Genomic DNA, 12,630 nt, shown 5'->3' on the forward strand with positions numbered 1-12,630 from the left:
ACCGCACCACGGCGACGGGCCGCGCTGGCGTGACCGCCACCACCATGGGCACTGTGGACGGCGCCGATCGGGGGCCGAGAACGGTGGTGCCCCCGACCGGATCACGTCCGATCGGGGGCACCGCGCACTGTCCGGGTGGCTGCGCCGGTGGTGGAGGCCGACCGGCGGTGGACCGTGGTCAGTCGCCGGTGCCGAGCACCGGGGGAGCGGGCTTCTCGTCGCCCTGCCACACCATCTCGTCCTCGGTCAACCAGGTCAGCCGCTCGTCGGAGTCGTCGTCCTGTGCTCGACCCTGGCCGCCCAGCACACCGGGACGACCGCCGGACCCCGGCCGGGCGTTGCCACCGCTCACGGCCGCGCGGCCGCCGCTCCCCGCCCGCTGGCCGTCAATGCTGCGCCCGACACCGTTGGCGGCGCGACTCTCCGCCGGGGGCGCACCACCGCCGGTCGGCCGAGCCGAGGCGGGCGGCGCGTTGCCCGAGCCCGCGAGCGCGCCGCTGCGCAACACCCCGCCGGCCGGTGCTCCGCCCTGTGCTCCGTAGAGCAGGCCGGGGCCGGTGCTCACCGCAGTGGGCCCGCCCGCCGGAGCGGACAGGCCGGCGAGCCCAGCGACACCTCCGCCCAGCAGCGCGCCGCCCACCAGTGGATCCGCCCCGGCGAGGGAGGTGCCCCCGCCGGTGAGGCCGCCGCCGACGCCGATCGGGCCGGTGGCGCCAGCCGGGCTGCCACCGGTGCCCGCGCCGACCTCGTCGGTAACGGCACCGTGGCCGGGCAGTTGCACGGCGTGGGCCGGCGTCGAGATGGTCGCGTCACCCGTGCGCACGAGGTGAGTGCCGGTGTTGGGGCCACCGGTCACCTTGGGGATGGCCGAGACACTGTGTGGCGTCGTCGGATCCTTGCTGCTGGTGTTGGGAGTGTCCGGGTCGGGCGGAGGCGGGTCGACCACCCGGTCGTAGGCGGAGATGTCGTAACTGCTGGCCAGATCGGCCACCAGGTTCACCATCCGCTGGTGGGCCTTCTCCTGCTCTGCCTTGTCCTGCTGGTGGCCCGCGACGCCCCCGACGATCAGGCCGGTCAGACCGAAGAGGGCGCCACCCTTGATCGCACCGCCGATCGCCTTGTCGTTGTCGTCGGTCTCCTCCGGGCTCTCGGCCTTCTTGTGGGCGGCCCGCAGGTGGTCGGCCATCAGGGTCAACCCCTGCTTGATGCCGGCCATCCCTTCGCCCAACGCGTCGGTGTGGGCGACGATCAGGTTGAGTCGCCGATGGAATTCCAGACCTGCCGAACCCGTCCAGGTGTTGGCGAGCTTGTCGAGGTCGCCGCTCAACTCCCGGCCGAGGCCGTCGAGGATGCCCTTGAGCTCGGCCCACTGGGCGGCTACGCCCTCGATCTGCTCGGGCTTGCCCGCCATCAGGCCGTCGTACAGCTGCTCGTGGCTGCTGCCCTGATAGCGCTGGGTGTATTCAGACACGCCCGTCCTCCTTCGGCTGGAACGCCCGGTCGACCGGGGTCAGCGCGGCGGTGACATCGTCGGCGTTGGCCGCGTTACGCGCCTCGGCGGTGCGGTAGTTGCTCAGGATCGTGCTGGTCGCCTGCTGTGCCGCCAGCACCGCCTGCCGGATCCGCTGCGCCTGCTCCACGTAGGACTGGTGGACCGTGCTGTAGCGACGCGCCATGTCGGTGGCGTCGAAGAACGAGCCCAGCGCCGGAGGGCGGCACTGCATCTCGGTGTTGAGCTTGCGTAGCACCGACTCGGCCTGACTCAACCGAGACGCCAGGTGCTTGTGGAAGTCCTCAAGGGACAACAGGTCGACTTCCGTACGCCCGGCCATGGCAACATCCCCGTCGTTCTGGTTGACAACCGTCAGCGACATCAAGGTTAGTCCACCAGTGCGACTCCGGGCGACCCGTCCAAGCTGCTCAGCCGTTTGCGTCGGTCTATTCCGTGGACCCTCCGCCGCCGGTCCCGCCGCTCGACGGGGCGCCACTGGCCGGAGCCGACGGTGTCGAGCCCGACGGTGGCGCGGTGGACGGCGACCGGGACGGTGGCGCGGTGGACGGCGAGCCCGAGGGCGGTGCCGCCGACGGTGAGCCTGACCTCGGTGCGGCCGACGGTGAGGCGGTCGGCGCCGGTCCGTCGGGAGCGAAGACGGCGAACGCGTCCTCGCGGTCCAGTGTCGGCCCGGTCGGGATCAGTGCGAGCAGGGAACCGGGCACCGCCAGCGGGGTGACCCCGCCGTAGCCGAGCACCTCCAGTGTCGCCGCCGAGCCCAGGGGATACCGGATGCCCTGCGGGCTGATCAGGTAGATCGTCGACCCGGCGGCACCCGACCCGCTGGTCCCGGCGCCGGGCGAGGCCTGCGCGATGACACCCTTGCCGCCGGGCAGCAGCACCGCCTCGGCGGTGCGTACGGCGTCGCGCCTGGTCTGGCGCACCGGCACCAGTCCCGGATCGCTGTCGGTCAGCTCATCCGGCACCCGGTCGAAGACCTCCAGGGTGGTGGTCGGCGGACCGCCCGCGCTGCCCTTCCGGTACGTCGCGCACAGCGTCGTCTGACCGGGCTGGGCCGGGTAGAGGGCGGGCACCGTCGCGGGCAGCCCCTCCTCCTCGATCCGCTGCTCCTCGAACGCCTCGCTGGCGTCGTTCGGCGTGATGTCGGTGATCCGACCGCTGCCGCTGGTCTGGAGCAACGCGGTGATCTCGCTGATCGGCACGAGCGCGTCCCGGGTCAGCACGTAGTGCCGCCCGGCCGCCTTGAACACCGAACCGACGTTGTACGACTTCCCTGCCACCTTGCGGTTGCTGGGCTCGCCCTCACCGGCGAGCGACATCCTGCGCAGCGGTGGCCCGGCAGGCACCGCGTTGAGCAGTTGCTGCCCGATCTGGAGTCGTTCGGTGCCGGCCATCCGCAGCGCCGTCATCGTGCGGGCCTGGTCGAGCAGCTGGAGTCGGCTGTTGTTGGTGACGAGGTAGCGCTGGTCGTCCACCGAGACCAGCACGCCCCGGTCGCCCAGCGGCGTGCCGCCGGGCAGCGCCCGGTCGATCACCAGCCGCGTGCTGGAGCGCCGCCGGTCGAGCGGGTCAGGCACGTCACAGACCGACCAGGGCAGCCCGGTCAGCGACTTACGGTCCGGCAGGGCGTCCGGTGCCCCGACGATGCCGACGGTGACGCCGCGGGGCCGGTCCCGCAGCGACGCCTGGGACATCGTCCGCACCTCGGCACTCGCATCGTTGACGATGAGGCGTGCCGAGGTGTAGTTGAGCGTCGGGTGCAGCTTTCCCTCGATGAAGACGTACGTCGCGCCGGTCTCCCGTTCGATGACCAGGGTCTTTTCGGCCAGCGGCGCCGCGCCGCCGGTCAACTGGCCGTAGGCGCCCACCCCGCCGAGCACGATGGCCGCGGCCAGGACGCTGCCGAAGACGGCCATGCCGAGCCGTCGCATCGGGAGGTTGGTGGTCTCCGGATCGCCTGACAGCAGAGCGGAGACGATGCGGCGGGTGACGAAGCGGTACGCCTGCACCTGATCGCGGCGGGTCCGCATGACTTACCTCCGGCGGGGTGTTTCCGCGACGATCAGGTCGAAGTGCCGTCGCGGGCTTCCCTACGATAAGGGGCCGACGGTGCGTCCTTGGGACCACCGCTCGTGGCCGGCACCGGACCGACCCGGCGCAGAGCCGTACCGTGCAGGAGGGACAGTCAGCGATGACGCAGGTTCAGGCGCCACCCGCCCGAGCGGTCACGGACCCGGTCGACGTTCCGACCCGACCGGCGTCCCCGGCCGAGCGGCCCGGCCGTGGACGGGTCGGTCCCGTGTTGGTCGGGCAGCTCGTCGTGCTGGAGTTGTGCGGGGTCGGCGTCTGGGCCGCCACGGCCGGACCCAGCTGGCTGGTCGCCGCAGCGGGGGCGGTGGCGCTGCTGATCGTTCTGGCGGCTTTCGCCCGTCGAGGCGGTCGCTGGTGGTTCGAGGACCTGCTGCTGCGCCGACGGCTGCGGCGACGCGGCGAGCGGGCGTCGGCCGCGCTGGCCAGCGGCACGGCGACCGACCCGCGGTTGGCGGCGCTCGCCCCGGAGCTGAGCATCATCGAGCTGACCGACCGAGGCACCCGGCTCGGCATCGGGCGTGACGACCAGGGCTGGTTCGCCGCCGTCGCACTGCAATCCGCCACCGGTGCGGCGGTCGGCTCCGTCGACGCCTCCGCGGTGGACCGTGCGCTGGGGGTGCTCGCGGACTTCAGCGCCCCGGTCTCCCGGACCCAGGTCGTCGCGCACACGCTGGTCTGGTACCCGGCCCCCGGTGCTCCGCCGGCGGCACACCGGACCGTCTGGGTGGCGGTGCGGCTCACCGTCCGGGACGCAAGGGCCGAGGCGGTGAGCCGGGGCGGCGGGCTGACCGGCGTGCACCGGACGGTGGCCGCCGGGATCGGCCGGCTCGGCAAGGCGCTGACCTCGGCGGGGCTGGCCCACCGCCCGTTGGGCCGGGAGGAACTGCGCGCGGCGATCGTCTCGGCCGCCGGCCTGGACCTGGTGCCCGAGGCGCCGGCGGAGAGCTGGCGAGGGCTGCGCGGCGGTGGCTGGACGCACCGCTGCATGGCGCTGCGGGGTCGCTCCGACGCGTCGCTCGGCCCCCTCGTGGACGCCATCACCGCCACCTCGGCGCCGTCGCACACGGTGGCGGTGACAGTCTCGACGGACGGTCGGGTGGCGGCCCCGCTGGTGCGGGTCGCGGCGATGGACAACCACGTCGAGGCCCTGGTCAAGGTGGTCCGCGAGGTCGCGGATCGAGCGGGCGCGTCCACCCGCCCGATGGACGGTCAGCATGCTCCGGGCGTCTACGCCACCGCTCCGGTCGCGTCGGCGCTGGGCGTCTCCACAGCTGCGCGGTCGCGCTGACCGGTGTGGTGACGAGACACGATCAGGGCCGGAGGTTGACGATCCAGCCGTAGAGGCCGCAGACCCAGAAGGCGAGCGGCACCAGCGAGATGATGAGCAGGATCTCGACGATGTCGAGCAGGCGGCCCCAGACCGGCGAGATGCGCTTGCCGGCGACGGTCAGACCGTAGATCAGGCTGATCACGGCGGCCAGCACCAGCCCGCCCAGGATCAGGCCGAGCCGGACCGGCAGCGACCCACCGGCGAAGGTGGCAGCGGCGGCCAGACCCAGACCCACGGAGCCGGCCAGCAGCACCGGGGTGCGCTGTGCCCGGCCCAGCAGGGGGCGAGCCCGCAGCAGCGCCAGCAGCGCCAACACCAGGCACAGCAACACCGCGGGCAGTCGCCCGTCCAGGGCCAGCACGAACTGTGCACCCAACACCAGCAGGGACACCGTCCACAGCAGCCCGGTGAGGAACTCGTCGGCGCGCTCACTCCGCTGGAGCACCTGCCGACCGTCCACCGACTCGCTGTCGGTCTTCAGGTCTTCCGGGCCGGTCGGGATCGACGGCACCGGCAGCCGGGCCAGCCGGTAGGCCATCATCGGCAGCGCCGGCACCACGCCGAACGCGACCGCGGCGACCACCGCGGCGGAGGCCGCCGCGTCGAGGCCGAGGACCAGGCAGAGCATCGCACCCAGGCCGGTCGCGGCCGCGACCCCGATCGCGGCGAAGAAGAGGGGGTGCCGGTCGCCGACCGCCAGCACGGCCACCGCGCCGGCCACCACAGCGGCGGTTGCCGCGAGCAGGACGTGCGGACTGGCCAGCTCGGTCAGCGGTCGATCGCCGGCGAGCAGCAGCAGGCCGCCGGTGGCCGCGTGCGCCAGGCCGACCAGAGCCAGCACCGCGCCGGTGCCGCTGTCCCCGGCGGCCCTGGACAGCACCGCCGCGCCCACCAGCAGCGCCACCGCGACCAGCAGCGCGGCCAGCGCACCGGGCAGGTGCGGCGGGCCGGCGAAGAGGGCGGCCAGCGCGCCGGCTCCGAGCGCCGCCGCCGCGAAGATCACCGCGAAGGAGCGGGTCGCGCCGACCTGCCAGGCGCCGGGGCGCTGGTTGGTCGCGGTGGCGACCGCGTCCACCACGTCGTCGAAGACGATCTCCGGCGCGGCGTTGGACCGGGGGTTGAAGTAGAGCACCTCACCGTCCCGGACGCTGAGCTGCGCTGCGGTACGACCGCCGTCGAGGGGCGCACCACCCAACCGCGACAGTGCCCAGCCGCCGTGCCGGGCACCCTCGTCGGCCATGTCCTCGCCGGCGTAGCGCAGCAGGGTGGGGAGCAGGTCGGCCATCGGCACGTCCGACGGCAGCGCCAGGTCCATCCGGGTACGCGGAGCCACGATGGTGATCCGGCTCAGACCACCGGTCGCCGTCTTCGTCGCCACAGTGGCCTCCAGGTGTGCGTCTGCGCTCGGCTGGCTGTGCTGTGCTGTGCTGCGGCGGTCCGGGTCCACCGCGCACACGGCAGATTACCTACGATGACGGGCACGTACGATGCCCACCCGCGGGCGGTGTTCCGCGGCGGCAGGTCATCACTGCCGCTTCTGGGGAGGAGACAGCCGTGAGCACGGTGGTTTTCCGCCGGCTCCCGCGTCAGCCGGGGCCGGCCTTACCGCGCGGCGAGGTGCTGCTGGAGTCGCCTCCCGAGCTGCCCGAGCCGACGCCCCGCGGGATGGGCCAGCTGCTCATGATCCTGCCGATGTTCTGCGGGGTCGGTGCCATGGCGTTCCTCTACGCCGGCAAGGGCGGCGGCATGATGACGTACGTCGCCGGTGGTCTGTTCGGTGTCTCGATGCTCGGCATGGCGATCGGCTCGCTGGCGAACAGCGGTGGCAAGGACAAGGCCGAGCTGAACGCCGATCGCCGCGACTACATGCGCTACCTGGCGCAGATGCGCAAGCGCACCCGGCGTGCCGCCGAGCAGCAGCGGGCGGCGATGGCCTGGCGGCACCCGGAGCCCGACGCGCTCTGGTCGATAGCCGCGTCCCGTCGGCTCTGGGAGCGGCGGATCACCGAGGACGACTTCGGCGAGACCCGGATCGCCCTCGGCCCGCAGCGGCTCGCCGTGGAGATCGTTCCGCCGGAGACGAAGCCGGTGGAGGACCTGGAGCCGATGAGCGCCATCGCGCTTCGCCGGTTCGTCCGTGCCCACTCCACGGTGCCTGACCTGCCGACGGCGCTGTCGGTGCGGGCGTTCAGCCGGGTCGTGCTGCGCGGCGAGCGCGAGCCCGTGCTCGACCTGACCCGGGCGACGCTGGGGCAACTGGCCACCTTCCACGCACCGGACGACCTGGTGGTCGCGGTGGTCGCCGCACCCGACCGGCAGTCGTCCTGGGGCTGGGTCAAGTGGCTGCCGCACGCCCACCACAGTGGTCGAACGGACGCGGCCGGTGCGCGCCGGCTGGTCTTCGCCAGCCTGGCCGAGGCCGAGGCGGCCCTCGCCGCCGAGCTGACCGGGAGGCCCCGGTTCGCGCCGGAGGCCAAGCCGCTGACCACCGCCCCGCACCTGGTCGTGGTGATCGACGGCGGGGAGATCTCACCGACCTGCCAGCTGGTGGGCCCGGGGTTGCTCGGCGCCACCGTGATCGACCTCTCCGGGACAGTGCCGCGCGACGCCGGCCGCTGGCTGCTCTGCCTCGACGTGGGCGACGGCGGCTCACTCGATCTGGTCCGGGGCAGCTCGTCGTCGACGTTGGGTCGGCCCGACCGGCTCAGCGCCGAGGCCGCCGAGGGGCTGGCCCGACAGATCGCCCCGTTCCGGCTCTCGCAGCAGCAGACCGGCGGCGACGAGCCGTTGGCCCGCAGCACCGAGCTGCCGGACCTGCTCGGCGTCGGTGACGCGGCGGCGGTGGACGTGCAGAACACCTGGCGTCCGCGTGGTCACCGCGATCGGCTGCGCATCCCACTCGGTGTCGGCCCGGACGGCAACGTGGTCGAGCTCGACTTCAAGGAGTCGGCGCACGAGGGCATGGGCCCGCACGGTCTGGTGATCGGCGCGACCGGGTCCGGCAAGAGCGAGCTGCTGCGTACGGTGGTGGCCGCGTTGGCGGTGACCCACTCGTCGGAGGAGTTGAACTTCGTCCTGGTGGACTTCAAGGGCGGTGCGACGTTCGCCTCGCTGGAGGCGCTGCCGCACACCAGCGCGGTGATCACCAACCTGGCCGACGAGCTGCCGCTGGTCGACCGGATGCGCGACGCGCTCGCCGGCGAAATGGTGCGCCGGCAGGAGCTGCTCCGGGCGGCCGGCAACTACGTCTCCCGTTTCGAGTACGAGAAGGCGCGTTCGGCCGGTGAGCCGCTCGCTCCGATGCCCAGCCTGTTGATCATCTGTGACGAGTTCAGCGAACTGCTCGCCGCCAAGCCGGACTTCATCGACCTGTTCGTGATGATCGGCCGGCTGGGTCGGTCCCTCGGCGTGCACCTGCTGCTGGCCAGCCAGCGCCTCGAAGAGGGCAAGCTGCGGGGTCTCGACACGCACCTGTCGTACCGGATCGGTCTGCGCACGTTCTCCGCCGTGGAGAGCCGGATCGTGCTCGGCGTACCGGACGCGTACGAGCTGCCGAACGCGCCGGGCCACGGCTACCTGAAGACGGACACCAGCACGATGCTGCGGTTCCGGGCCGCGTACGTGTCGGGGGCGTACCGGGCCCCGGGGCAGCAGGCCTCCGCCTCGCAGGCGCTGGTGCAGCGGCGGATCGTGCCGTACGGCCTCGACTTCGTTCCGGTGCAGGTCCCGCAGGTGCCGGTGGACACCACCCCGGAGCCGGAGCAGCAGGCCGACGGTAAGGCCGTGGCGATGCTCGACGTGCTGATCGACCAGCTCAAGGGCCGGGGTCGCCCGGCGCACCAGGTGTGGCTGCCGCCGCTGGCCGACCCGCCGGGCCTGGGTGAGCTGCTCGGCCCGCTGGCGGTCGACCCGACCTACGGGCTGTGCACCGCGTCCTGGCCTGGGCGTGGGCAGCTGACCGTGCCGGTCGGTGTCGTGGACCGCCCCTACGAGCAGCGCCGGGACCCGATGATGGTCGAGCTGGCCGGGGCCGGTGGCAACGTGGTCATCGTCGGTCGGTCGCTGAGTGGCAAGAGCACGATGCTGCGTACGCTGCTCGCCTCGCTGGCGCTCACGCACACGCCGCGGGAGGTGCAGTTCTTCTGCCTGGACTTCGGCGGGGGCGCCCTGCGCAGCATGGAGCGGTTGCCGCACCTGGCCGGGGTGGCTGGTCGACGCGACGTCGAGGCGGTCCGTCGGACGGTGGCTGAGGTGGTCGCCGTGCTCGACGACCGGGAGGGCCGGTTCGCTCAGCACGGCATCGACTCGGTGGCGAGCTACCGCCGTCGCCGGGCCGCCGGTGAGTTCGCTGACGACCCGTTCGGCGACGTGTTCCTGGTGGTGGACGGGTGGAACACGTTGCGCCAGGAGTACGAGGAGTTGGAGCAGACCATCACCACGTTGGCCAACCGGGGCCTCGGCTTCGGTGTCCACGTGGTGCTCACCGCCGTGCGGTGGGCGGAGATCCGCATCAACATGCGGGATCTGCTCGGCACCAAGTTGGAGCTGCGCCTCGGTGACGCCTCGGAGTCCGAGATCGACCGCCGCGCCGCGAACAACGTGCCGGAGAAGTCACCAGGCCGGGGCCTGACCCGCGACAAGCTGCACTTCCTCACCGCGATCTCCCGGATCGACGGTCGTCGCGACATCGACGATCTGAGCGAGGCCTCGTTGTCCCTGGCCGGGCACGTGGCGGCGAACTGGCCGGGTCGTCCGGCGCCGAAGGTGCGGTTGCTGCCCCGCCGGCTGCCGGTGGCGGAGTTGGCCCGGATCATCGACCGGTCGGCACCCGGGCTCCCGATCGGTGTCAACGAGTCGGCACTCGCGCCGGTCTACCTGGACCTGGCCAACGAGCCGCACCTGACGGTCTTCGGCGACGCGGAGTGCGGCAAGACCAACCTGCTGCGCCTGATCGCCCGGGGGATCACCGAGCGGTACACCCCGGCGCAGGCCCGGCTGGTGATCGCCGACTACCGGCGTGGCCTGCTGGGGGCGGTGGAGGGCGACCATCTGCTCGACTACGCCCCGTCGAACCAGGCGTTCGCCCAGGGGCTCGGGTCGATCCGCAGCGCCCTCTCGAACCGATTGCCCGGCCCGGACGTGACAACCGCCCAGCTGCGCGACCGGAGTTGGTGGAAGGGCCCGGATCTGTACATCCTGGTGGACGACTACGACCTGGTGGCCTCTGGCGGTAGCAACCCGCTCAGCGCCCTGCTGGAGCTGTTGCCGCAGGCCCGCGACATCGGTCTGCACCTGATCGTCACGCGCCGGGTCGGCGGTGTGTCCAGGGCACTCTACGAGCCGGTGCTGCAACGGCTGCGTGAGTTGGACTCGCCGGGCCTGCTGATGTCCGGCAACCGGGAGGAGGGCGCGGTCTTCGGCACGTTGCGACCGAGCCCGCAACCGCCGGGTCGCGGCACCCTGGTTCGTCGTCGCGATGGTCAGCAGCTGATTCAGACCGCCTGGTCTGAGCCGGCTTGAGCGCTGTCGGTCGTTCGGTGGATGGCGGTGGGCTGTCCCGGCCCGATTCACCAGCATCCATCGAACGGCACCGGCCAGGGCTGCGAGGGCTGGCCAGGTTCCGCTACGGTCTTCACAGGAGTGTCCGTCGGTGGGGTGTTGCTGCCTTGCCGCGGGGGAGGGGTGCGGCGAAGCCGCCACCACAACAGACGGAAGGGTGTGAAGCATGGCGTTCGAGGTCGAAGCTGCGACTCTGCATACCGCCGCGAGTGACGTGCGGTCCACGCGCAGCGAGGTTGACGGCGAGCTGAAGAAGCTGTGGAACGTGGTCGACGACCTGGCCATCGCGTGGAAGGGTCAGGCGTCCACGGGCTTCCAGTCGCTGATGACGCGTTGGAACGAGGACACCGTCAAACTGCTGACCGCGATGGACAGCATCGCTGACCTGCTCGACAAGTCGGGTACGACGCACCAGGTCAACGACGAAGAGCAGCAGCAGATGCTGGACAAGTTCCACTCTGCTCTCAACCCGTGATCAGTAGTCGGCAGAGGAGGAAATCGTGACGATCAAAGTTGACTATGCGGTCCTCGAGAGCAGCAACCAGCAGATGCAGGCCATCTCGAAGACCCTCGAGGAAAAGCTTGACACGCTGCGGTCGATGCTGACCAAGCTGCACTGGGACGGCGAGGACCGCGTTGCCTACGAGCAGCACCAGGCGAAGTGGGACGCGGCGGTCCGGGACATCAACCGGATCCTGAACGAGATCGGCGGTGCCGTGGGCATCGCCCGCGAAAACTACCTCACCACGGAGATGAGCAACTCCAAGGTGTGGAGCTGAGGCATTCGCACGAGCGGCTCCGGTCCGGTTGATCCGGCCCGGAGCCGCTTTGCGTCGGCGTGGGCGTCGGCACCGCGCCGCGGTGCGGCCGCTCAGCCGGCGGTTGGTGCGTCGCCGCGCCGGCCGGGGCGCCAGTCGCGTCGGCGGCCGAGGGCCATGATGGGTCGTGCGACCAGCAGTAGCCCGGCGAGCAGGGCGCCGATGACGGCTGCCCAGATCGCGGCGGAGCGCTGCCAGCTCAGCGGGTCGTCCCGCACGGCGGGTGCCGGGATCGCGCCGGCGGGCGGGTTGGTCCGGGTGCCGAGCAGGCTCGACACCGCCCGGTACGGGTTGACCATCCCGTGGCCGATGTCGGCGTTGTGACCCTCGGGTGGGTTGTCCGCGGTGCGTTGCAGCCGATCGGCGACCTGCTGTGGGTTGAGGTTCGGGTAGGCGGCCCGGACCAGCGCGGCCACTCCCGAGACGTACGCGGCCGCGTAGCTGGTGCCGCCCTCCGGCACGGTGCGGTAGCCGGAGTTTCCGGGCGCCGGCCCGACGATGTTCATCCCCGGTGCGGCGATGTCGACGTAGTCGCCGCTGATCGAGGTGCCGACGTGGCTCCCCTGCTCGTCCACTCCACCGACCGCGATCACCCCGGGGTACGCGGCCGGGTAGCCCGGCAGATTCCGGGAATCTTCCGACCGGTTGCCGGCGGCGGCGACCAGCACCACCCCTTTGTCCAGCGCGCGCTCGACGGCCGCGGTCAGTTCGGGGCGGGGGATCGTCGTCAGGGACAGGTTGATCACGTCGGCGCCCTGCTCGACCGCCCAGTCGATGGCCGCCGCGACCTGCGCGGGGAGCTGCGGGTTGTTGACCGCCCCGAGTTGCTGCAGAACCCGGATCGGCAGGATGCGGGCGGCCGGGGCGATGCCGGTGAAGGGGACGGCCGCGCCTTCCCGGCCCGCGATGATGCCGGCGATCAGTGTGCCGTGCCCGGCCTCGTCGCACTGGCCCTGCCTGGCCGGCAGGCTGTTGAAGTCGCGACCTTCCAGCACCTGCCCCTTGAGGAGCGGGTGGGCGGCGGAGACTCCGGAGTCGATCACGGCCACCGTGACGCCGGCGCCCCGGGACAGCGGCCACGCCGACGACGGCTCCAGCCGGCGTAGCGCCCACGGCATCTGGGGCAGGCTGTCGGAGCCGGTGGGACCGCAGAGGGGCGGTGCCGCGGTCGCGGGGGAGGGTGCCACCAGGCCGGCGCCGAGCAGGGCCGCCAGCGCTCCACTGAGGACGCCGCGAAGGGCACGTCGGGACGGGGTCGCGCTCAACGGCGGGCATTCGCGCACCCGCAAAGGTTACCGCCGGGGCTCCCGGGCAGCGGC

Annotated in this window: 9 protein-coding genes; 4 read left to right on the forward strand and 5 right to left on the reverse strand. The window is 72.3% G+C overall.

Annotated elements, in window-relative coordinates; translation table 11 throughout:
* Nucleotides 1–178: 178 nt before the first annotated feature.
* The 3 genes from V6U86_RS26365 to eccB all read right to left on the reverse strand — a co-directional run bounded on the left by V6U86_RS26365 (nt 179) and on the right by eccB (nt 3,543).
* Nucleotides 179–1,471, reverse strand: coding sequence for a WXG100 family type VII secretion target (locus V6U86_RS26365; RefSeq protein WP_334507678.1), 1,293 nt, complete (start codon nt 1,469–1,471; stop codon nt 179–181).
* A complete protein-coding gene (locus V6U86_RS26370) occupies nt 1,464–1,874 on the reverse strand; it encodes a hypothetical protein (protein WP_334507679.1) in 411 nt (136 codons plus the stop codon). The genes V6U86_RS26365 and V6U86_RS26370 overlap by 8 nt, the downstream gene beginning before the upstream one ends.
* Before the next feature lie 64 nt (nt 1,875–1,938).
* Nucleotides 1,939–3,543: a type VII secretion protein EccB gene (gene eccB / locus V6U86_RS26375; protein ID WP_334507682.1), complete on the reverse strand. Its 1,605-nt coding sequence runs from the start codon at nt 3,541–3,543 to the stop codon at nt 1,939–1,941.
* Between the two features lie 161 nt (nt 3,544–3,704).
* On the opposite strand from eccB, the gene V6U86_RS26380 reads away from it, so the two are divergent.
* On the forward strand, nt 3,705–4,892 hold the full coding sequence (locus V6U86_RS26380; protein WP_334507684.1) for a type VII secretion protein EccE: 1,188 nt from the start codon (nt 3,705–3,707) through the stop codon (nt 4,890–4,892).
* 22 nt (nt 4,893–4,914) lie between these two features.
* Here the strand turns inward: V6U86_RS26380 and eccD are convergent, their stop codons facing one another.
* Entirely contained in the window at nt 4,915–6,312 is a 1,398-nt protein-coding gene (gene eccD, locus V6U86_RS26385) for a type VII secretion integral membrane protein EccD (RefSeq protein WP_334507687.1), read from the reverse strand.
* A 176-nt stretch (nt 6,313–6,488) separates the two neighbouring features.
* On the opposite strand from eccD, the gene eccCa reads away from it, so the two are divergent.
* The 3 genes from eccCa to V6U86_RS26400 all read left to right on the forward strand — a co-directional run bounded on the left by eccCa (nt 6,489) and on the right by V6U86_RS26400 (nt 11,272).
* Nucleotides 6,489–10,454 (forward strand): type VII secretion protein EccCa, encoded by a 3,966-nt coding sequence (gene eccCa / locus V6U86_RS26390; protein WP_334507689.1) that lies wholly within the window; start codon nt 6,489–6,491, stop codon nt 10,452–10,454.
* Between the two features lie 205 nt (nt 10,455–10,659).
* Nucleotides 10,660–10,968, forward strand: coding sequence for a WXG100 family type VII secretion target (locus V6U86_RS26395; protein ID WP_030329557.1), 309 nt, complete (start codon nt 10,660–10,662; stop codon nt 10,966–10,968).
* A 25-nt stretch (nt 10,969–10,993) separates the two neighbouring features.
* Nucleotides 10,994–11,272 carry a WXG100 family type VII secretion target gene (locus tag V6U86_RS26400; RefSeq protein ID WP_030329555.1) on the forward strand — a complete coding sequence of 93 codons (279 nt, stop codon included), beginning with the start codon at nt 10,994–10,996 and terminating at the stop codon, nt 11,270–11,272.
* A 92-nt stretch (nt 11,273–11,364) separates the two neighbouring features.
* Here the strand turns inward: V6U86_RS26400 and mycP are convergent, their stop codons facing one another.
* Nucleotides 11,365–12,594 (reverse strand): type VII secretion-associated serine protease mycosin, encoded by a 1,230-nt coding sequence (gene mycP, locus V6U86_RS26405; protein WP_334507694.1) that lies wholly within the window; start codon nt 12,592–12,594, stop codon nt 11,365–11,367.
* Between the last annotated feature and the right edge of the window lie 36 nt (nt 12,595–12,630).

The organism is Micromonospora sp. CPCC 205558 (assembly GCF_036902955.1).
In the GTDB taxonomy this organism is placed as follows: Bacteria; Actinomycetota; Actinomycetes; order Mycobacteriales; family Micromonosporaceae; genus Micromonospora.

Coding starts and splice junctions, on each gene's coding strand:
- V6U86_RS26370 (WP_334507679.1), bottom strand. CDS start 1,874: ATGTCGCTGACGGTTGTCAACCAGAACGACGGGGATGTTGCCATGGCC.
- V6U86_RS26380 (WP_334507684.1), top strand. CDS start 3,705: ATGACGCAGGTTCAGGCGCCACCCGCCCGAGCGGTCACGGACCCGGTC.
- V6U86_RS26395 (WP_030329557.1), top strand. CDS start 10,660: ATGGCGTTCGAGGTCGAAGCTGCGACTCTGCATACCGCCGCGAGTGAC.
- eccB (WP_334507682.1), bottom strand. CDS start 3,543: ATGCGGACCCGCCGCGATCAGGTGCAGGCGTACCGCTTCGTCACCCGC.